The organism is Methylobacterium indicum (assembly GCF_001043895.1).
In the GTDB taxonomy this organism is placed as follows: domain Bacteria; phylum Pseudomonadota; class Alphaproteobacteria; order Rhizobiales; family Beijerinckiaceae; genus Methylobacterium; species Methylobacterium indicum.
Genome location: NZ_JTHF01000127.1, coordinates 47217 through 66151, shown reverse-complemented (window position 1 = coordinate 66151; position 18935 = coordinate 47217). Strand labels below are relative to the sequence as shown.

Genomic DNA, 18935 nt, shown 5'->3' with positions numbered 1-18935 from the left:
AGCGCCAGCGGCAGGAGCGCGATCGCCGGCAGCGGGTTGAACATCGCGGTCAGCGTCGAGAGCAGGTCGCGGCCGAATTGAGTCGAGACCGCCAGCGAGGTCAGCCCGAAGGCGAGGAGGACGCCGAGAACGTAGCCCTGCGCCAGCACTGTCAGCGAGATCCGCGTCCGCTCCAGGATCTCGCCGGTGGCGAGCCCGTCGAACAGGGCCGACAGGGTGGCGCCGAAGCTCGGCAGCAGCAGGTCGTTGTCCTGCCAGCGCGCCAGCCCCTCCCAGAGGAGGGCGAGCGCGACGAGGATCAGGCCGCGGCGCAACCAGCCCTGCTGCCACAGGCGCGTGGGCAACGGCAGGCGGCGCTCGACCGGGGCCTCGACGAAGGCCGGCAGAACCCGGTCGTATTCCGGACGAATCGGCGGCGAGAGAACCTGATTCATCGGGCCGTCGCCTCGGGAACGGGCTCGAACAGCCGGTCGTGCAAGCGCTGCACCGCGGCCTGGAAACCTCGGCTGCCGAGGCTCGACAGATCGAAGTCGTGGCAATTGTACTCGCCGCGGACCCGGCCGGGATGGGGCGAGAGCAGGGCGACCCGGTTGCCGATCACCAGGGCCTCCTCGATCGAGTGGGTGACGAAGAGGAGCGTCATCCGGGCCTCGTCCCAGAGGGTCAGCAGCTCCTCCTGCATCTTGCGCCGGGTGAGCGCGTCGAGGGCCGCGAAGGGCTCGTCCATCAGCAGCACCTTCGGCTGCATGGCGAGCGCCCGGGCGATGGCGACGCGCTGCTTCATGCCGCCGGAGAGCTGGTGCGGGTAGCTGGCGGCGAAAGCCGTGAGCCCGACCTTGTCGATCGTGGCACGAGCCCGCTCCAGCGCCTCGGCGCGGCCGAGCCCGCGGGCGGTGCGCAAGGGAAAGGCAACGTTCTCGACCACGGTCTTCCAGGGCGGCAGCTGGTCGAATTCCTGGAACACCACGATCCGGTCGGGTCCGGGCTTGCGCACCGGAACGCCACCCAGCGTGATCTCGCCCTCGACCGGGGCAATGAAGCCGGCGACCGCCTTGAGCAGGGTGGACTTGCCGCAGCCCGACGGCCCGAGCAGCACGAAGCGGTCGGCCTCGTAGACGTCGAGGTCGATCCGGTGCGCCGCCCGCACCACGCGGCCCGGGGTGCGGTACTCGAGCGACACCCCGGCGATGCGCAGGAGCGGGTCCGGCGAGGGGTGCGGCGTCTCGCGCGACGCCGCGAGCGGTTGCGGCGCCGCCACGGGCGCATCGCGTTCCATCACCAGCGCCATCGGATCGGTCCTCAACCGCCCGCCGCGACGCGTGGATTGACGAAGAAATAGTCGCTCAAGGATCTAGGCTCGTTCTTGATCGCGCCGACCCGGTGCATGAACTGGCCGAGGCCGAGCGTGTTCTGCGGCTCGATCTTGAAGCTCACCTCGGGGCTCTTGATCACCTTCAGCAGCAGGGCGCGGTCGATACGGCTGCCATTGGCCTTGAGGTAGATGTCGGCCGCCCGCTCCGGATCCGCGGTGATGAAGCGCGCGGCTTCGTCGAGCGCATCGACGAAGGCCTGGTAGGTCTTCGGGCTATCCTTGGTGAACTTCTCCGTCGCGTAGAGCACGGTCGAGGAGGCCGGTCCGCCCTGGACGTCGTAGGAGCTGAGGATGACGTGGGCGTTCGGGTTCTCGGCCAGTTCCTGCTCCTGGAACGGCGGATTGCCGAAATGCGCCGTGATCTCGGTGCCGCCCTTGATGATCGCGGCCGCCGCCTCGGGGTGGGGAACCGCCACGCTGTTGCGGTCGAGGCGGGCGAAGTCCTTGTCGCCCCACAGCTTGGCCGAGGCCATCTGGAGGATGCGCGCCTGGACCGAGACGCCAACCGCCGGCAGGGCGATGCGGTCCTTGTCGGTGAGGTCGGCGATGGTCTTCACCTCGGAGCGGTTGCTCACGAGGTAGTACGGGAAGTTGCCCAGCGAGGCGACGCCGCGGACGTTCTGGCGCCCGCGGGTGCGGTCCCAGAGCGTGAACAGCGGGCCGACGCCGGCGCTGCCGATGTCGACGCTGCCCGACAGGAGCGCGTCGTTGACCGCCGAGCCGCCGGAGAGCTGGAGGTATTCGACCTTGATGTCGAGGCCGGCCTCTTTGCCGTGCTTCTCGATCAGCTTCTGGTCCTCGGCGACGTTGAGGAGCAGATAGACGACGCCGAACTGCTTGGCGATGCGCAGCTGTCCCTCGGCCGCGGCAGCCGGGCCGGCCGGCAGCGCTGCCAGCAGGGCCAGGCCTCCGAGCAGGGCGGCGGCGTGCTGGCGCAGGAGCCGGGCGCGTTGCTTGATCATCACCATGGTCTCGTCGCTGTCGGGGGCCTGGATACGCTCGATCCGGCACGCGATATCTGGAGTTCTCCGGCGGTATCGTCAACCGGAAGCTTATTTTACAATCATGCGGATAGGGAGATCGGACTTATTCTCTCCAAGTGTGTTCCCAGGAGATTATTTTTATTCCTGCGCCGCACGTCGTCGTTACGCAGAGAGCCCGAGCCTGCGGCCGAGGCGGAGCGTGACCGTGATGCCGACGAGCATCGCGATCCCGAACACCCAGCCCGACAGGGCGCCCGCCATGATGCCGGAGAGCAGGGTGCCGATGCTGCAGCCGAGCCCGGTCATCGCCCCCCAGCCGAGGAGGAGCCCGCCGGACAGGCCGCGCAGCACATGGCCCCGCCCGGGCCGGGCCGGTCGGAACTGGCCGGCCGCGAGCGCCGCCGCGAAGGACGCGACCACGAGCCCGCCGACGAACAGGCCGTTCGGGGTGAGGAGCCCGTCGCGCAAAGCCGTGGCGCAGCCGCGAAACCCGTCGAGTCCTTCCAGCCGCTCCGGCAGCAGCCCGAGGGCGGCAGCTCCCTGCCGGCTGCGCCCGCCGATCTCCGTCGTGACCCCGAGGGGGCCGAGCCGCAGATAGGCCAGCGTCCCGATCGCCCCGACCGCGAGGCCGCCGAGCCAGGTCGGCCAGCGCGCCACGAAGACCGCGTGAAGCGGGTCGAGGACGGCCGCCGACGATCGGGGCGGGGGCGGCCAGCGCCGCAGCAGCCACAGGGCGAGCCCCGCCAGCACCGCGAGCCCGGCGACGAGGCTGCCGCCATAACCGAGATGGCGCGGCAGCCAGGTCACCGGCGCCTCGGCGATACCCGCGAGATAGAGCGGATTCCAGGTGAGAAAGCCGAGGACGAAGCCGAGGGCGGCCCCGAGCAGGGCGAAGGGGGCCGTGGGCGAGCCCTCGCCGAGGCGGTAGAGATGGGCGCTCAGGCACGAGCCCGACACCGCCATGCCGGCCCCGAAGGCGAGACCGGCCAGCGCCAGGACCGGCCCGACCGGGCCGATATGGGCGCCGGGCGGCAGCCGCGTGCCCGAAGGATCCGGCAGCCAGGCGCCGAACACCACGGCGTAGCCGGCCATCCCCGCTGCCAGGGCGGCGAGGATCCCCAGCACCCCGCGCGGGTCGCCTTGGTCGAGGAAGTCGCGCCAGACGCACAGGAAACAGAAGCGCGAGCGCTGCAGCACGAACCCGAACAGCGCCCCGAAGACCAGCGAGAGGGCGAGGCGCGAGCCGCCGGCCTCGCCCGAGAGGTGCCAGGCCCCCGTCGCCAGGACGGCGGCGAGAGCCAGGGAGAGGCCGGCGCGGGCTCCTGCGCCGGCGGGGGCGGCCGTGGCGACCGCCGCGCTCAAAGTCATTTGCCGCCCCAGACCGTGCCGGCGAGGTTGACGACCGGCACGCCGACGGCGTTGCCGTACTCGGTCCACGAGCCGTCGTAGTTGCGGGCCGGGTAGCCGAGCACCCGGCTCAGCACGAACCAGGAATGGCTCGACCGCTCGCCGATGCGGCAGGAAGTGATGACCGGCTTCGACCCGTCGATCCCGGCCTCGGCGTAGAGCTTCTTCAGCTCTTCGACGGATTTGAGGGTGCCGTCCGGGTTCACCGCCTTGCCCCACGGCACGTTGACCGAGCCCGGGATATGGCCGGCCCGCACCGCCAGTTCCGGCACCCCGGCCGGCGCGATGATCTTACCCGCGAACTCGTCGGGCGAGCGGATGTCGAGGATTTTCTCGTCCTTCTCCTTGCGCGCCACCGCCAGCACGTCGCCGAACCGCGCTCGCAAAGCCGTCGAGGCCGGGGTGACGGAGAACTTGGAGGCCGCGACCTCCGGCGTGCGGGTGTCGAGCGGGCGCTTCTCGGCCTCCCACTTCTTGCGCCCGCCATCGAGCAGCTTGACGTTGTCGACGAGACCGTACTGCGCGAAGACCCAGGCGCCCCAGGCGGCGAACCAGTTGTTGTTGTCGCCGTAGAGTACCACGGTGGTATCGCGATCGACGCCGAGGCGGCGGGCGAGCGCCGCGAACTTCTCCGGCCCGGCGATGTCGCGGCTCACCGTCTCGACGAGGTCGGTGTGCCAGGCGACGGTGTGGGCGCCCGGGATGTGGCCGCGCTCGTAGACGCCCGGATCGACGCTGACCTCGACGATGCGGAGCTTGCGCGAGTCGATGTTCTTCTCCAGCCACTCGGTCGAGACGAGCGGGCTCTTCTCGGCGTCGCGCAGCGGCACTGCCGCGGAGGTCGCGCCGGCATTGGCCAGAGCGGGCGCCGCCGGCAGCAGCAGCAGGGCCGCCAGGGCGGCGCCGGCCAGGGAAGATCGAAACAGGATCTTGCGCATCGTGGTCATCCCCAGGGATCCTCCGGCCCTCCGGAATCCCGCATCTGGTCTTGCTGGCTGATTTTGATCTTGCCCGAGGCGGCCGATCATCTCGGCATCTTCGGATGCCCAATGATTTCCCTGATGTTTCCACGAAATCAATTGGCGGGATATTTTTAATTTCTGCCGTGAAAGAGATGGTGCTTGCTTCGCGCATGGCGAAAACGGCAAGGATTATCTTGATGCCTCGCGCGTGCGGCCGCTCTGGTGAACGCCGCCCGCCGGCAGGCACTCGACCTCCGCGGCGATCAGGGCGGCGACCTCGGCGGCCTGGCTGCGGATGTCCGGCACCGCGACGCATTCCCACACAGTGCCGCGCAGGAGCGGGCCCAGCGTCCAGAGCCGGCCCGGCCGTCCGGCGCGCAGGCGGTAATCGTCGCCGGCGGCGAGGCCGAGCCCGAATGCGTCGGGCCGCGAGAGGCCCCGCACGATGAGGCGGCGCAGCAGCGGGTCCCCGGTCTCGTCGATGCGTCCGATCCCGGTGGCGTCGACGATGCCCTGCACCGGTAGTTTCTCCTCCGTGGAGCCACCCCGGGGCCGGATCGTCACCGCGGCCTCGTCGGGGCCGTCCGTGATGGCGAGGATGCGCCCCGCCCGCACCTCCAGGGTGCCGGCGGCGATCTCTGCCGCGACGGCGGCCGCGGACGGCGGAGCGGCGCGGTGACGATGCACGTCCCAGAACGGCCGCAGGTGGCGCAGGAAGCGCGCCCGTTCAGGCCTCGGGAGGCTGCGCCAGAGATAGCCGATGACCGGGCGAAGCGCGTCGATCACGTCGCGCCAGTCGCGCCCGGAGCGCCCCGCCGCGGCGATCTCGGCCCGGATCCGCCGGGTCAGCCGGGTCAGGGAAGCGAGATCGGCCGCCGTGAGGTCCGGCACCGGCCAGGGTTTGGTCGGGGCGTGGACGTTCGGTACCAGGCCGCGGCGCGACAGGGCGACGATCCGGCCCGGAAAGCCCCGGCCGCGTAAGGAGGCGACCGCGTCGACCATGGTGAGACCGGTGCCGACGACGAGCACCGGCCGGTCCGGGTGCAGCCGGCCGAACTCCTCCGGCCGCCACGGATCGAGCCGATGGCGGCTCGGCGGCGCGCCCGGGCCCGTCAGGTTGCCCATGGCGAGCACAACGCCGGCCACCGCGTAGGAGGCCCCGCCCTCTGTGCGCAAGGAGTATCCGTCCGCGACCGGGACGAGATCGGTGACCGCATCGTTCACGAGGTGGAGCCGCGGCGTGCCCTCGGCCACGACCGCCTCCGTGAGCAGGTCGCCGAGATAGCGGCCGTAGAGCGCGCGGGGCGCGAAGGTGCCGGCCGGCGTCACTGCGACGCCCGCCCGCTCGTCCTCCGGCAAGCCGCCGAGCCAGGTCGCGAAGTGCTCCGGCCGCTCGGGATAGGCGCTCATGTTGGGGCTGCGCAGGTTGAGCAGGTGGGCGGGGGCCTCGGTGCCGTAGGCGAGCCCCCGCCCGAAGCTGCCGGCCTTCTCGCAGAGCAGCACCGACCAGGAGTGGGGCAGGGCGGCCAGGAGATGGAGCGCCGCCATGCTGCCGCTGAAGCCGGCGCCGACGACCGCGATGACCGGGTTCATGGAGACAATCCGTCAGGCGGCGCGCAGCAGGAATGCGAAGGCGGCCAGGATCAGCACGGCGCAGAGCGCGACGACGACGAGGCCGGGGCTCGGCTCGGAGGGATGGAACGGCACGGCCGGATCGGGAAGTTGCGGCATGATTGTCCTCGCGCGGCGAGCGGGGGGATGGCGCGCCCCGGAGCAGGTCCGGGGCGCGGCGAGGGCTCAGAAGTCCGGGGCGGCCGGGGTAGGCGAGGCGGCCTTGTCCTTCGGCCGGTCGGCGACGAGGGCTTCCGTCGTGACGAGCAGGCCCGCCACCGAGGCCGCATCCTGGAGCGCGGTCCGCACCACCTTCACCGGGTCGACGATGCCGGCCTCGATCAGGTCGAGATAGGTCTCGGCTTGCGCGTCGAAGCCGTAGGTGTCGGAATCGCTCTCGCCCACCTTCGCGACCACGATCGAGCCCTCGACCCCGGCATTGGCGGCGATCTGGCGGATCGGCGCTTCGAGGGCCCTCAAGACGATCTTGATGCCGGCCGTCACGTCCGGGTTGCCGCCCTGGAGCGCCGCGACCGCGCCGCGGGCGCGCAACAGTGCGGTACCGCCGCCCGGCACGATGCCCTCCTCGATCGCCGCCCTCGTGGCGTTCAGCGCGTCGTCGACCCGGTCCTTGCGCTCCTTGACCTCGACCTCGGTGGCGCCGCCGACCCGCAACACCGCGACGCCGCCGACGAGCTTCGCCAGGCGCTCCTGGAGCTTTTCGCGGTCGTAGTCGGAGGTGGTCTCCTCGATCTGTCCCTTGATCTGGGCGACGCGGGACGCGATCTCGGATGCCTCGCCGGCACCGTCGACGATCGTGGTGTTCTCCTTGTCGATCCGCACCCTTTTGGCGCGGCCGAGCTCGGCCAGCGTCACGCTCTCGAGCTTGATGCCGAGCTCTTCCGAGATCGTCTGGCCCTTGGTGAGGATCGCGATGTCCTCGAGGATTGCCTTGCGCCGGTCGCCGAAGCCCGGCGCCTTCACGGCCGCGACCTTCAGGCCGCCGCGCAGCTTGTTGACGACCAGCGTCGCCAGCGCCTCGCCCTCGATATCCTCGGCAATGATGAGGAGCGGCCGGCCCGACTGGACCACGGCCTCGAGCACCGGCAGCAGCGGCTGGAGCGACGACAGCTTCTTCTCGTGGATCAGGATGTAGGGCTCGTCGAGCTCGACGGTCAGCTTCTCGGCGTTGGTGACGAAGTACGGCGAGAGGTAGCCGCGGTCGAATTGCAGGCCCTCGACCACGTCGAGCTCGGTCTCGGCGGTGCGCGCCTCCTCGACCGTGATCACGCCCTCCTTGCCGACCTTCTCGACCGCCTGCGCGATCAGCCGGCCGATCTCGGCATCGCCGTTGGCCGAGATGGTGCCGACCTGCGCGATGGCATCGGCGGTGGTGATCTTGCGAGCGCGGCCGGCCAGGTCCTTCACCGCCGCGGCGACCGCGAGATCGATGCCGCGCTTGAGGTCGAGAGGATTGAAGTTGGCGGCGACCGCCTTCGCGCCCTCCTTGACGATGGCCTGGGCCAGCACCGTCGCGGTGGTGGTGCCGTCGCCGGCGAGATCGTTGGTCTTCGAGGCGACCTCGCGCAGGAGCTGGGCGCCGAGATTCTCGAACCGGTCCTCCAGCTCGATCTCCTTGGCGACGGTGACGCCGTCCTTGGTGATCCGGGGCGCCCCGAAACTCTTCTCGATCACGACGTTGCGGCCCTTCGGGCCGAGCGTGACCTTCACCGCGTCGGCCAGGATGTCGACGCCGCGCAGCAGGCGCTCGCGGGCATCCGCCGAAAACTTCACGTCCTTGGCAGCCATGGGGGTTCGTCCTTCTCGATTGTCTCAAAGTCAGGCCGCGATCACGCCGAGGATGTCGGCTTCCTTGAGGATCAAGAGGTCCTCGCCGTCGATCTTGACCTCGGTGCCGGACCACTTGCCGAACAGCACCCGGTCGCCCGCCTTCACGTCGAGGGGCGTTTGCGTGCCGTGGTCGTCCCGGATGCCGGGGCCGACGGCGACGACCTCGCCCTCCTGCGGCTTCTCCTTGGCGGTATCGGGGATGATGATGCCGCCCTTGGTGGTCGCCTCGCCGTCGAGGCGGCGCAGCAGCACGCGGTCATGCAGGGGCCGAAAGGCCATCGGTGGAGCCTCCTGATTCGTGAATGGAGACCGGACGGGCCCGCATCCGGGGGGCGCATCCGATGGTCCGAAGGTGTCTGGAGGCGTTCGCCAAGTCAACGAGATTGTTCTTTTTAAAGAACGATGTCGGGGAGAGGATCTGCCCGCGACGGGCGGCGGACCGAGAAGATTGTCAGCCATGACCCCAATGCGATGTGAGGTAGACTGGATTGGCGCCGGCACACGACGACGAGGCTGACGGTTGGCCCGCTTGGGCGATGGCGCATCGTTCGGTATCCCGAACGCTCGAGGTGACAGAAGTAAGCTGTCAGAAGGCCGAGCCCTTCACGACGATGCCGGCATCGCTCGATCGGGCCCGCACGCCCCAATGCCCGTCCTTGCGCGTCACGATGCAGAGCGACTCGGACGGTCGATGGCATCCCCAAGCCCTGGTCGCGGGGCCGCTCATTGGAAGTTGCTCGGCTGCGGGTAGGCGCCGGTCAGGAACCAGGTGCCGACGTTGCGGATCTTGTACTCGGCCGGGTTGTGCAGGGTGTGGGTGCGGACGTTGCGCCAGAACCGGTCGAAGCCGTACGCCGCCGCCGAGGCCCGCGCGCCCATCACCTCGAACACCGTGCTGGTGACGTCGAGGGCGACCGCCCCGGCATGGGCGTTGGCGGCCGCCACCGTGACGGCGGCCTCGCCGCGCTCGGCTTCGGTCAGGTCGCGGCCGCGGGCGAAGGCGGCGTCGATCGCCGCGAGCGCCTTGTCGGCGAGCAGGGTCGCGGCTTGCGTGCGCAGGACGAGGTCGCCGTAGGTGCGCTGGACCCAGGGGTCGTCGGTGTGCCTCTCGACGCCGGAATGCAGCCAGGGCTGCGAGGTCGTCACGGTGTAGTCGCGGGCGGCGAGCAGCGCACCCTGCGCGCTGCCGATGAACACGTTGAGGAGCACGCTCTGCTGCTGCAGCACCCCGAGTGTCCGGTAGGGGCGGCCGCGGTCGAAGCCATGGTCCAGCACCTCGTCGGCATGGATCTTGAGGTCCGCGAAGGTCACCCGGCCGCTGCCGGTCTGGCGCTGGCCGATGGCATCCCAGTCGTTCTCGACGATGATGCCCGGCCGGTCGGCCGGCACGGCCGCGAAGGTCCACTCGTGGGAGGCTTCGTCGAGCCAGGCGATCATCAGCGCGTCGGCGACGTGCGAGCCCGAGGTGAAGGGCTTGAAGCCGTTCACGGTGACCCACTCGCCCTCGCGTCGGCCGAACAGAGTCTTCGAGAAGCTGTTGCGGGCGTTGCCCCAGAACCAGTTGCTCTCGGCCGAGCGCCGGTAGAGGGCGGCGGCCTGGTCCGGATCGCCGAGGAGGTGGGCGGCGTGGACGGAGCCGAAATGGTAGCCGTAGAGATGGCCGAGGGAGCCGTCGACCTTGGCGAATTCGCGCACGATCCGGAGCGCCGTCGACCACGGCTCGCCGTGGCCGCCATGCTCCCGCGGGATCAGGAGCTTGAGGAGGCCGCTCTCCTTCAGGAGGCGGATCTGCTCGGACGGCCGGCCGCCGGCCTTGTCGCGCTCGACCGCGTCGCGGGCGAAGATGTCCCGCAAGCCCGCCGCCTTGGCCAAGTAGGGATCTTGGGCGAGGTAGGGGTCGGAGAGGTCGGGCTCGAAGCCGAGGCCCGTGGGAAAGCTCATGCGGGTCTCCTGTCGCGGGCGCTCACGCCTCGAGCCAGATGTCGGCGACGATGTCGGACGGGCCGTCGATCGTGGTCGGGTGGTCGGCGACGCGGCGGTTGACGGGGCTGGGGTCAGGCCGCGAGCGCCGCGGGCGCAGCCCGCAGGCCCGCCTGGCGCATCAGCGGCAGCACCCGCTCGCCGAAGAAGGCGAGGTCGGGCTTGAAGTCGTAGAAGCTGAGCTGCAGCCCATCGATGCCGGCCCGCTTCAGGGCCGCGAACTGCTCCACCACCTGCTCGGGCGAGCCGATCACCCGGATGTTGCCGCCAATCGCGGCATAAGGGTCGGCCCGGCCCTCGCGGCCCTTCCAGGCCTGGGCGTCGGAATCGAGCGTGCGAAAACCCTTCGGGCTGCGCGGATCGGCGTGCGCCACGATGGCGTCGGCATAGGCCCAGGCCTCGGCTTCCGTCTCGCGGCAGATCACCAGCGGGTTGATGAGCGTGCGGACCTCGCGCCCGAACCCGCGCGCCGCCGCCTTCACCCGGGCGGTGTGGTCGGGCAGCGCTTGAAGCGCGCTGTCGATGTCGGCGCCGGCCGGGCTCGTCACGAACACGATGTCGGAATAGCGCCCCGCGAAGGCGATCCCCGCTTCCGAGCCCGTGGCGTTGACGAGGATCGGGCGGCCGTAGCGGGGCTTGGGCGTCACGAATCCCTCGCCCAGGCGCCACGAGGATTCGCCCGTAAACGAGAACGGCTCGTCGTCCTGCCACAGGCGCTGCACCACCTCGACGAACTCGGCCGCGAGCGCGTAGCGCCGGTCGTGCTCGATGCGCGGCCAGCCGAACATCTCGTGCTCCACCGCCCGGTGGCCGGTGACGACGTTGAAGCCGAAGCGGCCGCCGGAGATGTGGTCGAGAGTGGCGCCGAACTTGGCCAGGTGCAGCGGGTGCCACGGCCCGTAGAGCACGTGCATGGTCGCCACCAGCAGGATGCGGCGGGTCAGCGCCGACAGGGCCGCGATGCTGGTGAAGGAATCGAGGGCCTGCCCGTCGAGCACGCCGCCATAGCCGCCCTTCGGCAGCCATTGCGACAGCGCGAAGACGAGGTCGAAGCCGAGCCGCTCGGCCTCCAGCACGAGGTCGCGGTTGTAGTCGAAGCTCCAGTCGGTGGTGCGCGGTAGGGTCGAGGCGGTCCAGCCGCCGGCCTGGATCGGCAGGAACAGGCCGAGCAGCAGCGGCTCCGCCAGCGCCCGCGACAGCGGGCTGTCCGGGAAGTCCGTCGGGCTCGCGAAACCGGACTTGCCGTGGCGGGACTTGCCGACGAGAGCGCCCGGAGGATGGATCAGGGTCATGACGAGGCTCGCCCGGGAGGTCATGGGCCGCGGGCCCATTCGATGGCGCCATCCTATAGTTGACAAAATAGATCGACAATATGAATTTAGCGCCGTCGCCGCGGCCCGGCGGCCTCACGCCGGAGTGACCCGCAATGGACCGAACACGCCGTCTGCTCCCCGTGCTGGGACGGGCGCTCACCGATGCGGTGCCGACGGCTCTCCTGATCCTAGTGGTGAACTTCTTCCTCCTGCGCCTCGCGCCCGGCGACGCCGCCGAAGTGATGGCGGGCGAGGCGGGGGCTGCGACCGAGGAGACGCTCGCGGCGATGCGCAGCCGCTTCGGCCTCGACCTGCCGGTGCTCGACCAGTTCCTGGCCTACCTGAACAACCTCGCCCATCTGAGCCTCGGCTTCTCGCCGCGCTACAACATGCCGGTCGCCGATCTGATCGGGCAGCGCCTGCCCGGCACGCTGATGCTGATGGGCCTGGCGCTCGCCCTCGCGCTGCTCGCCGGTCTCGCTCTCGGCGCGCTGATGGCCCGGGCCCCGGGCGGGATCCTCGACCGGGTCCTCTCGGTGGCGGTGCTGCTGTTCTACTCGGTGCCGGGCTTCTGGATCGGCCTGATGCTGATCGTGCTGTTCTCGGTGAAGCTCGGCTGGCTACCGAGCGGCGGCGCGCGCACCATCGGGCAGGGGCTCACCGGCGTCGCGGCACTCGTCGACCAGCTCCGCTACATGGTGCTGCCCGGCCTGTCGCTCGCCCTGTTCTATGTCGCGATCTACGCCCGCCTCGTGCGCGCCGCGATGCTGGAGGTGCGGGCCCAGGACTTCGTGCGCACCGCCGCCGCCAAGGGCCTGTCGCCGCTGGCGATCACCCTGCGCCACGTCCTGCGCAACGCGCTGCTGCCGGTCACCACGGTGGCCGGGATGCATGTCGGCGGGCTTCTCGGCGGCGCCGTGGTGGTCGAGACGGTCTATTCCTGGCCCGGCCTCGGGCGCCTCGCCTTCGAGGCGGTGATGGCGCGCGACTTCAGCGTGCTGCTCGGCGTGCTCCTGCTCTCCTCGCTCCTGGTCCTCGTCGCCAACGTGGCGGTCGACCTCATCCAGGCGATCCTCGACCCTCGCATCGCGGTGCGCTCATGACCTCCTCGCCGATGACCCTGCCTCTCGTGCAGGCCCCCGCCGCCGTGGACCGTGGGGCCGCGCTGCCGGCACCCGCGCCGCGCCGGGCCTTGCGGGCCTTCCTGCGCAACCCGACGGCCCTGTCCGGCCTCGCGATCCTCGGCGTGATCGCGGCAGCGGCTCTGGCCGCGCCCTTCGCTTATCCCGACGATCCGCTCGGCATGGTGGCGCAGCCGTTCCTGTGGCCGGGCCAGGATCCGGCCTATCCGCTGGGCACCGATTCCCTCGGCCGCGACGTCGCCGCCGGGATCGCCCACGGCGCCCGGATCTCGCTCCTCGTCGGCTTCGCGGCGGCCGCCACCGGCCTTGCCGTCGGCGTATTGGTCGGCGCCACCGCCGGCTATGCCGGCGGGCGGATCGACCGGGCGCTCGGCCGCGTGATCGCCCTGTTCCAGACCATCCCGTCCTTCATCCTGCTGGTGGTGCTGGTGGCGATCGCGCAGCCCTCGATCCCGGCGATCACGCTCGCCATCGGGGCGACCTCGTGGCCGACGGTGGCCCGGCTCACCCGGGCCGAGTTCCGCTCCTTGCGCGAGAAGGACTTCGTCACCGCCGCCCGCGGCCTCGGCTACGGGCCGGTGCGGATCGTGTTCGCCGAGATCCTGCCCAACGCCCTGCCGCCGATCGTCGTCACCGCCTCGGTGATGGTCGCATCCGGCATCCTGATGGAATCGGCCCTGTCCTTCATGGGGCTGGGCGACCCGAACGTCGTGAGCTGGGGCAGCATGATCGGCTCGGGCCGGGAGGTTCTGCGCAGCGCCTGGTACCTGACCGCGATTCCCGGGGTCGCGATCGTGCTCAGCGTGCTCGCCCTCAATCTCGTCGGCGACGGGCTGAACGACGCCCTCAACCCGCGTCTCGCCGGGGAGGCGTGAGATGGCGCTCCTCGACGTCCACGGCCTCGGCATCGCCTTCCCGCGGGCCCGGCCGGTGCAGGACCTGAGCTTCACCGTCGGTCCGGGCGAGACGGTGGCCCTCGTCGGCGAGTCGGGCTCCGGCAAGTCGCTCACGGCGCTCGCCCTGATGCGCCTCCTGCCGCCGCGCGGCCGGATCGAATCCGGCACGATCCGGTTCGACGGCCGCGACATCGGGAGTTTGAGCGAGCGCCGGTTCCGCGAGATCCGCGGGCGCGAGATCGCGATGGTGTTCCAGGAGCCGATGACGGCGTTGAACCCGGTGCTCACCGTCGGCGTCCAGATCGCCGAGGTCTTGCGCCGGCACGAGGGCCTCTCGGCCCGCGCCGCCCGGGCCCGCGCCGTCGACCTCCTCGACCGCGTCCGCATCCCCGATCCGCACAGGCGGGTCGATGCCTACCCGCACCAGCTCTCCGGCGGCATGCGCCAGCGGGTGATGATCGCCGTCGCGGTCGCCTGCGCCCCGAAACTCCTCATCGCCGACGAGCCGACCACGGCGCTGGACGTGACGATCCAGGCCCAGGTGCTCGACCTGATCGACTCGCTTCGCCGCGACCTCGGGATGGCGGTGCTGCTCATCACCCACGACCTCGGCGTGGTCGGGCAATGGGCCGACCGCGTGGTGGTGATGTATGCCGGCCGCCGGGTCGAGGAGGCGGAGCCGGACGCGCTGTTCGACGATCCGCTTCATCCCTATACGCGCGGCCTCCTCGCCGCCTCGCCCCGCGGCCGTGCTGCTCTCCACGGTGAGGTCCGGCGCGGCGAGGCCCTGCCGGAGATCCCGGGTTCGATCGCCTCGGCGCAGGGCCAGCCCGGCTGCGCCTTCGCGCCCCGCTGCCCGCTGGCCGAAGCCCGCTGCCGCGCCGCCCCGCCGCCGGCCGTGGCGCGGCCCGACGGGCGCATCGTCGCCTGCCCGGTCACGACCGCGATCGCCCGTCCCGCTCTTCCTCCCCGCATTCCCGGCCATCGTCATGACGCTGCTCTCGGTCTCTGACCTCACGACCGCCTATGACGGGGTGCGGGCGGTCGACGGCGTCAGCCTGACGGTCGCGCGCGGGGAAACCGTCGGCCTCGTCGGCGAATCCGGCTGCGGCAAGTCGAGCCTGGCGAAGAGCCTCCTTCGCCTCGTCGAACCGGAAGCCGGCGAGATCGTCTTCGACGGGGTGCCGGTTCGCGGGCTCCGCGGCAGCGATCTCCGCGCCTATCGCCGCCGGGCGCAGATGGTGTTCCAGGACCCCTTCGCCTCGCTCAACCCGCGCCACACCATCGGCAACATCCTCGAGACGCCGCTCAAGGTTCACGGTCTCGGCGGCCGGGACGAGCGCCGCGCCCGGGTCGCCCGCGCCCTCGAGCAGGTCGGCCTCCCGGAGACCGCAGCGACGCGCTATCCGCACGAATTCTCCGGCGGCCAGCGCCAGCGCATCGGGATCGCCCGCGCCCTGGTGGTCGAGCCGCATCTCGTCGTCTGCGACGAGCCGGTCTCGGCCCTCGATCTCTCGGTCCAGGCGCAGATCCTCAACTTGCTCGCCGCGAGGCGCCGCGAACTCGGTCTCGCCTACCTGTTCGTCTCGCACGACCTGTCGGTGGTCGAGCACGTCGCCGACCGGGTGCTGGTGATGTATCTTGGCCGCATCGTCGAGAGCGCACCGACCGCGGCCCTGTGGGCCGCTCCGCGCCACCCCTATACCCGCGCCCTCATCGCGGCGGTGCCGGATCCTTCGCGAAAGCGCCAGGCGCCGCCGCTCGGCGGCGACCTGCCGAGCCCGGCCGACGTGCCGGCCGGCTGCCGCTTCCACCCCCGTTGCCCGCTCGCGACCGACCTCTGCCGCCGCGACGATCCGGCCCTGCGCCCGGTCGCCGAGGCCCACGCCGTCGCCTGCCACCACGCCTGACGCTTCCCTCCCGCACAAGGACACGTCCATGACCCTGCGCCAGACCGCCCGCTTTCGCATCGTCGGCTTCAGCGGCAACACCCACCGGCCGTCGAAGTCGCGGGCCCTCGTCGGGGCCATCGCCGAGGCGGTGGCCGCGCGCCGGCCCGTCGACGTCCAGCTCCTCGACATCCTCGATGGCGGGCCGGAACTCGGCGCCGCCTACACCCCGAACGACCTGAGCGCCCGCAGCGCCGCCCTGGTCCGGGCGATCGCGGAGGCCGATGCCCTGATCGTGGCGAGCCCGGTCTACAAGGGCTCCTATGCCGGCCTGTTCAAGCACGTCTTCGACCTCATCGACCCGGCGGCGCTGGCCGACCGGCCGGTGATCGTCGCGGCGACCGGCGGCGGCCACCGCCACGCCCTCGTCGTCGAGCACCAGTTGCGGCCGCTCTTCGGGTTCTTCGGCGCCCACACGGTGGCGACTTCCGTCTATGCCAGCGATTCCGAGTTCAGCGACGGCCGCCCCGCCGACGCCGCCCTGGAGGCCCGGATCGGCCAGGCCGCCGGCCAGCTCGTCGAGGCCCTGGCGCACCGCACGCCCCGCGCCTCGGTTCAGGCGGCCGCCTGATGACCCGCTTTCTCACCCGCCGGGCCCTCCTCGGCACCGCGCTTGCGGCTTCCGCCTTCGGAGGCGTTCGCGTCGGTCCCGCCCGGGCCGCGGTGCCCTTGCGCATCGGCACCACCGCCGGTCCGGTCGCCCAGACCCTCGACGTCGCCGCCAAGCTCGCCAAGGCGCAGGGGCAGAGCGTCGAGATCGTCGAGTTCACCGACTGGGTCACCCCGAACGAGGCGGTGGCGACCGGCAGCCTCGACGCCAACCTGTTCCAGCACGTGCCCTTCCTCACCAGCGCCATCAAGGCGCGGGGCTACGCCCTGGTGCCGGTGGCGCCGGCCATCATCCTGCCGGTCGGGCTGTTCTCGACATCGGTCAAGCGCCTGGAGGACGTGCCGAAGGGCGCCTCGGTCGCGATCGCCAACGACCCGGTCAACGCCGCCCGCGGCCTGCACCTGCTCGAGAAGGCCGGCCTTCTCACCCTCAAGCCGGGCCTCGGCGACGCGGTCACCGTGGCGGACGTCGTGCAGAACCCGAAGGGCTTGCGCATCCTCGAACTCGATGCCGCGCAGCTCCCCCGCGTCCTCGACGACGTGGCCCTGGCCCAGATCAGCTTCACCTACCTGATCGCCTCCGGCGGCGACCCGAAGACCGCCCTCATCACAGACGGGGCCGGCGACAAGCACTACACGCTGAGCTTCGTGGCGCGTCCGAACAACCGCGACGACCCCCGGCTCGCCGCCTTCATCGCCACCTACCGCTCGCCGGAGGTGAAGCAGTTCCTGCTCGACCGCTACGGCGGGTTTCTCGAGCCGGCGTGGTAGCGGGGCGTCAGCCCTGCTGTTCGGCCGGTGCCGGATACGCGACTCCGAGGGCCCGGAAGGCGGCCTCGGGCTCGCGCTCCACGATGCGCAGCAGGGCCACGGCCGCCGGGTCCGGCTGCGTCCGGCCCTGCTCCCAGTTGCGCAAGGTCGCCACCGGCACGCCGAGGGCGTCCGCGAAGGTGCTCTGGGTCATGCCGAGCCGCGATCGGATCGCCGCGATCGGCCATACGAGGCGATAACCGGTCGGTTCCTCGTCGGGATCCTCGCCGTCCTCGATCATGTGGCGGCGGATGTCCTCCTCCGTCGTCGCGTCGATCTTTGCCCGGTCTACGGGGGCGGCAACCTTGCGGAGGTCTTCAAGACTAACGCGTGCCATTCCCTTCGCTCCTTCCGGCTTGCCGTGCGGGCCGAGATGATTCGGCGCCCGCTCACTCGATCTGTGAAGACGACCTGGATTATATCGCCGTCGACCTCGCCGACCGCACTCACCCGCATCTCACCGTATATCCGCCTCAGATCCTGCGTTTGGAGGGTGAGGCCCTCGAAGATGCGCGATGCGTGCGCGAAATCGAAGCCGCGTGCTGAGAGGGTCGCTGCACTCTTCTCGTTGTCCCACTCGAAGATCATGCCGCCCCACGGGTGCGCCTCATCCTACACGAACCGGGGCACTACGCTCAGAGCGCAATCGCCGCAGCCCGGTCGATGCCCACTCCTCACGCCTCCCGCGGGTCGATGTACAGATCGGCGAAGTTGCCGGTGATCCCCTCGGCGCCGGGGGCGAAGTTCTTCACCTTGCGGTGCGCCACGATGATGCCGGAGGGCGCGATCAGGTCGACCGACGGCAGGTCGGCCCGGATGCGGCGCTGGAAGGCGACGAACAGGCCGCGGCGGCGCGCCTCGTCGGGCTCGATGGCGGCGGCCTCGAGCAGGCGGTCGACCTCCGGGTCGGCGTAATGCGCGGCGTTCGAGAACGGCAGGCCGAGCTTGAAGTTCTTCGACCAGTAGGGTCAAAACCCAATCAGCTTGACCTCATGAATGGCCGCTGAGGGTGGGGAGCGGACCCTACCCAGACGCCCGAGAGCAGACGTTCCGTTTCCAACCCAGATAGGTTGTCCAGTTCTATTCTGGTGTATCCGAGAACCAGACATCCCGACATACGGCTGTAGCAGTATCGTCCGGCGCTCGGTCTTCGACCAGCCACGCGGCGCTGATGGAGCGTGCCTGCAATGGGCTTGGGGACTTAACGCAGCCTGCTGGGTCCGACGCGCCGACGCAGGGGATGAACCACGCTGGTCCCAAGAGCCGAACCTTGAAGCTCGTTTCCAGTCGCGTCATCATCAAAGCGACCCCTAGCTGGTTCGAGGGCCGCCAAGGAAAGATGATCCGACCGCCGGGCCGCAACGCCTTCAACCAAGGACCGGGCGGTGAAACGACGCCCGCGTTGACGTAGATCAAATCGCAGTTCGGCAGAGTGAGTTCTGTGGCATCGCCCTGCACGACAGTCACGCCCTCGAATGGCGCGAGGTTGTCGGATGCGCGGCGTGCCAGTGCCGGTTCGATCTCGAAGGCATGCACGTGGCCGCTCGGCAGGGCCAGCATCGACAGGAGAGCGGTATAATATCCGGCGCCCGCTCCAATGTGGACGATGGTCTCCCCCTTCTTCGGAGCAACCGCTCCGATCCAGCGCGCGTGCAGAAATGGTTCGCCGTTGTTGATGCCCTTTGCGGCATCGAGAGCAACGACGCAGTTCTGGTAGACGAAGAGAGGATTGGCGCTCGGTGTTTCGACGTAGTGCTTATTGACCATAATCTTCCACGGCCCAGCACCAAGAAATGCCTCTCGCGGAACAAGTTCAAAGGCACGTTCGAGCCGCGGATCATCGGAGCCGCTAGCAACGGCCATGAGCCTCGCGTGGAATGCGCGCACCTCGTCGACGGTGGTATGCTTGTCCATAGGGCGCTCAATGTCTGCTTCCTTGGCGACCTTGCCCTAAAGCCATCAAACTGCAAACCCCTAACCCATTCGCAGATCTCTGCCTCACCGATACCCCGGAAGCGGACCTTTCCAGGGCCCGCAGTGGGTCGAAAGC

Annotated in this window: 22 protein-coding genes; 7 read left to right on the top strand and 15 right to left on the bottom strand. The window is 70.3% G+C overall.

What is annotated here, in order from left to right; translation table 11 throughout:
• From QR78_RS15955 to QR78_RS15910, 12 genes are all read right to left on the bottom strand, one after another.
• Window positions 1-434, bottom strand: a 434-nt coding sequence (locus QR78_RS15955; RefSeq protein WP_048428521.1) for an ABC transporter permease, incomplete at its 3' end; no start/stop codon positions are given.
• Complete coding sequence (locus tag QR78_RS15950; RefSeq protein ID WP_048428520.1) at window positions 431-1288, bottom strand: ABC transporter ATP-binding protein; 858 nt, start codon at window positions 1286-1288, stop codon at window positions 431-433. The genes QR78_RS15950 and QR78_RS15955, both read right to left, overlap by 4 nt.
• A gap of 11 nt (window positions 1289-1299) precedes the next feature.
• A complete protein-coding gene (locus QR78_RS15945) occupies window positions 1300-2334 on the bottom strand; it encodes an ABC transporter substrate-binding protein (protein ID WP_048428534.1) in 1035 nt (344 codons plus the stop codon).
• A 183-nt stretch (window positions 2335-2517) separates the two neighbouring features.
• Window positions 2518-3723: a YeeE/YedE family protein gene (locus tag QR78_RS15940; RefSeq protein WP_048428519.1), complete on the bottom strand. Its 1206-nt coding sequence runs from the start codon at window positions 3721-3723 to the stop codon at window positions 2518-2520.
• Window positions 3720-4709: a sulfurtransferase gene (locus tag QR78_RS15935; protein ID WP_244276371.1), complete on the bottom strand. Its 990-nt coding sequence runs from the start codon at window positions 4707-4709 to the stop codon at window positions 3720-3722. Before QR78_RS15935 ends, QR78_RS15940 begins: the two co-directional genes overlap by 4 nt.
• Before the next feature lie 204 nt (window positions 4710-4913).
• A complete protein-coding gene (locus tag QR78_RS15930; protein WP_048428518.1) occupies window positions 4914-6317 on the bottom strand; it encodes an FAD/NAD(P)-binding protein in 1404 nt (467 codons plus the stop codon).
• A 12-nt stretch (window positions 6318-6329) separates the two neighbouring features.
• Window positions 6330-6455 carry a hypothetical protein gene (locus QR78_RS36510; protein ID WP_280137046.1) on the bottom strand — a complete coding sequence of 42 codons (126 nt, stop codon included), beginning with the start codon at window positions 6453-6455 and terminating at the stop codon, window positions 6330-6332.
• A 66-nt stretch (window positions 6456-6521) separates the two neighbouring features.
• Window positions 6522-8144, bottom strand: coding sequence for a chaperonin GroEL (groL, locus tag QR78_RS15925; protein WP_048428517.1), 1623 nt, complete (start codon window positions 8142-8144; stop codon window positions 6522-6524).
• 30 nt (window positions 8145-8174) lie between these two features.
• Window positions 8175-8465 carry a co-chaperone GroES gene (locus QR78_RS15920; protein ID WP_048428516.1) on the bottom strand — a complete coding sequence of 97 codons (291 nt, stop codon included), beginning with the start codon at window positions 8463-8465 and terminating at the stop codon, window positions 8175-8177.
• A gap of 307 nt (window positions 8466-8772) precedes the next feature.
• Window positions 8773-8913 carry a hypothetical protein gene (locus QR78_RS34965; RefSeq protein WP_158004047.1) on the bottom strand — a complete coding sequence of 47 codons (141 nt, stop codon included), beginning with the start codon at window positions 8911-8913 and terminating at the stop codon, window positions 8773-8775.
• Complete coding sequence (locus tag QR78_RS15915; protein WP_048428515.1) at window positions 8910-10127, bottom strand: acyl-CoA dehydrogenase family protein; 1218 nt, start codon at window positions 10125-10127, stop codon at window positions 8910-8912. The genes QR78_RS34965 and QR78_RS15915 overlap by 4 nt, the downstream gene beginning before the upstream one ends.
• A 113-nt stretch (window positions 10128-10240) precedes the next feature.
• Window positions 10241-11458, bottom strand: coding sequence for an LLM class flavin-dependent oxidoreductase (locus QR78_RS15910; RefSeq protein ID WP_048428532.1), 1218 nt, complete (start codon window positions 11456-11458; stop codon window positions 10241-10243).
• A gap of 134 nt (window positions 11459-11592) precedes the next feature.
• Here QR78_RS15910 and QR78_RS15905 point away from each other — a divergent pair, with 134 nt between their 5' ends.
• From QR78_RS15905 to QR78_RS15880, 6 genes are read left to right on the top strand one after another with little or no spacing between them, the layout of a single operon-like run.
• Window positions 11593-12582, top strand: a complete 990-nt coding sequence (locus tag QR78_RS15905) for an ABC transporter permease (RefSeq protein WP_048428514.1) — start codon at window positions 11593-11595, stop codon at window positions 12580-12582.
• Window positions 12583-12593: 11 nt separating this feature from the next.
• Window positions 12594-13496: an ABC transporter permease gene (locus tag QR78_RS15900; RefSeq protein ID WP_244276372.1), complete on the top strand. Its 903-nt coding sequence runs from the start codon at window positions 12594-12596 to the stop codon at window positions 13494-13496.
• A gap of 1 nt (window position 13497) precedes the next feature.
• Window positions 13498-14529 (top strand): ABC transporter ATP-binding protein, encoded by a 1032-nt coding sequence (locus QR78_RS15895; RefSeq protein ID WP_048428513.1) that lies wholly within the window; start codon window positions 13498-13500, stop codon window positions 14527-14529.
• Complete coding sequence (locus QR78_RS15890; RefSeq protein WP_048428512.1) at window positions 14507-15427, top strand: ABC transporter ATP-binding protein; 921 nt, start codon at window positions 14507-14509, stop codon at window positions 15425-15427. The genes QR78_RS15895 and QR78_RS15890 overlap by 23 nt, the downstream gene beginning before the upstream one ends.
• Before the next feature lie 28 nt (window positions 15428-15455).
• Window positions 15456-16037: an FMN reductase gene (gene msuE / locus QR78_RS15885; protein ID WP_048428511.1), complete on the top strand. Its 582-nt coding sequence runs from the start codon at window positions 15456-15458 to the stop codon at window positions 16035-16037.
• Complete coding sequence (locus QR78_RS15880; protein WP_048428510.1) at window positions 16037-16846, top strand: MetQ/NlpA family ABC transporter substrate-binding protein; 810 nt, start codon at window positions 16037-16039, stop codon at window positions 16844-16846. The genes msuE and QR78_RS15880 overlap by 1 nt, the downstream gene beginning before the upstream one ends.
• 7 nt (window positions 16847-16853) lie before the next feature.
• Here the strand turns inward: QR78_RS15880 and QR78_RS15875 are convergent, their stop codons facing one another.
• Window positions 16854-17222 carry a helix-turn-helix domain-containing protein gene (locus QR78_RS15875; RefSeq protein WP_048428509.1) on the bottom strand — a complete coding sequence of 123 codons (369 nt, stop codon included), beginning with the start codon at window positions 17220-17222 and terminating at the stop codon, window positions 16854-16856.
• A complete protein-coding gene (locus QR78_RS15870; protein ID WP_048428508.1) occupies window positions 17174-17473 on the bottom strand; it encodes a BrnT family toxin in 300 nt (99 codons plus the stop codon). The genes QR78_RS15875 and QR78_RS15870 overlap by 49 nt, the downstream gene beginning before the upstream one ends.
• Window positions 17474-17643: 170 nt before the next feature.
• Here QR78_RS15870 and QR78_RS34190 point away from each other — a divergent pair, with 170 nt between their 5' ends.
• Window positions 17644-17892, top strand: coding sequence for a hypothetical protein (locus tag QR78_RS34190; protein ID WP_125901002.1), 249 nt, complete (start codon window positions 17644-17646; stop codon window positions 17890-17892).
• 73 nt (window positions 17893-17965) lie between these two features.
• On the opposite strand, the gene QR78_RS32890 is transcribed toward QR78_RS34190, so the two are convergent.
• Window positions 17966-18799 (bottom strand): protein-L-isoaspartate O-methyltransferase family protein, encoded by an 834-nt coding sequence (locus QR78_RS32890; protein ID WP_082171682.1) that lies wholly within the window; start codon window positions 18797-18799, stop codon window positions 17966-17968.
• Window positions 18800-18935 lie beyond the last annotated feature (136 nt).

Excerpts from the sequence above, each read along its gene's own strand:
- QR78_RS15935 (WP_244276371.1), bottom strand. The coding sequence starts at position 4,709 with ATGACCACGATGCGCAAGATCCTGTTTCGATCTTCCCTGGCCGGCGCC.
- QR78_RS15905 (WP_048428514.1), top strand. The coding sequence starts at position 11,593 with ATGGACCGAACACGCCGTCTGCTCCCCGTGCTGGGACGGGCGCTCACC.
- msuE (WP_048428511.1), top strand. The coding sequence starts at position 15,456 with ATGACCCTGCGCCAGACCGCCCGCTTTCGCATCGTCGGCTTCAGCGGC.
- QR78_RS15910 (WP_048428532.1), bottom strand. The coding sequence starts at position 11,458 with ATGACCCTGATCCATCCTCCGGGCGCTCTCGTCGGCAAGTCCCGCCAC.
- QR78_RS15890 (WP_048428512.1), top strand. The coding sequence starts at position 14,507 with ATGACGCTGCTCTCGGTCTCTGACCTCACGACCGCCTATGACGGGGTG.
- groL (WP_048428517.1), bottom strand. The coding sequence starts at position 8,144 with ATGGCTGCCAAGGACGTGAAGTTTTCGGCGGATGCCCGCGAGCGCCTG.
- QR78_RS36510 (WP_280137046.1), bottom strand. The coding sequence starts at position 6,455 with ATGCCGCAACTTCCCGATCCGGCCGTGCCGTTCCATCCCTCCGAGCCG.
- QR78_RS15870 (WP_048428508.1), bottom strand. The coding sequence starts at position 17,473 with ATGATCTTCGAGTGGGACAACGAGAAGAGTGCAGCGACCCTCTCAGCA.
- QR78_RS32890 (WP_082171682.1), bottom strand. The coding sequence starts at position 18,799 with ATGGACAAGCATACCACCGTCGACGAGGTGCGCGCATTCCACGCGAGG.
- QR78_RS15875 (WP_048428509.1), bottom strand. The coding sequence starts at position 17,222 with ATGGCACGCGTTAGTCTTGAAGACCTCCGCAAGGTTGCCGCCCCCGTA.
- QR78_RS15940 (WP_048428519.1), bottom strand. The coding sequence starts at position 3,723 with ATGACTTTGAGCGCGGCGGTCGCCACGGCCGCCCCCGCCGGCGCAGGA.
- QR78_RS15945 (WP_048428534.1), bottom strand. The coding sequence starts at position 2,334 with ATGATCAAGCAACGCGCCCGGCTCCTGCGCCAGCACGCCGCCGCCCTG.
- QR78_RS15900 (WP_244276372.1), top strand. The coding sequence starts at position 12,594 with ATGACCCTGCCTCTCGTGCAGGCCCCCGCCGCCGTGGACCGTGGGGCC.
- QR78_RS34965 (WP_158004047.1), bottom strand. The coding sequence starts at position 8,913 with ATGAGCGGCCCCGCGACCAGGGCTTGGGGATGCCATCGACCGTCCGAG.
- QR78_RS15880 (WP_048428510.1), top strand. The coding sequence starts at position 16,037 with ATGACCCGCTTTCTCACCCGCCGGGCCCTCCTCGGCACCGCGCTTGCG.
- QR78_RS15950 (WP_048428520.1), bottom strand. The coding sequence starts at position 1,288 with ATGGCGCTGGTGATGGAACGCGATGCGCCCGTGGCGGCGCCGCAACCG.
- QR78_RS15895 (WP_048428513.1), top strand. The coding sequence starts at position 13,498 with ATGGCGCTCCTCGACGTCCACGGCCTCGGCATCGCCTTCCCGCGGGCC.
- QR78_RS15920 (WP_048428516.1), bottom strand. The coding sequence starts at position 8,465 with ATGGCCTTTCGGCCCCTGCATGACCGCGTGCTGCTGCGCCGCCTCGAC.
- QR78_RS15930 (WP_048428518.1), bottom strand. The coding sequence starts at position 6,317 with ATGAACCCGGTCATCGCGGTCGTCGGCGCCGGCTTCAGCGGCAGCATG.
- QR78_RS15915 (WP_048428515.1), bottom strand. The coding sequence starts at position 10,127 with ATGAGCTTTCCCACGGGCCTCGGCTTCGAGCCCGACCTCTCCGACCCC.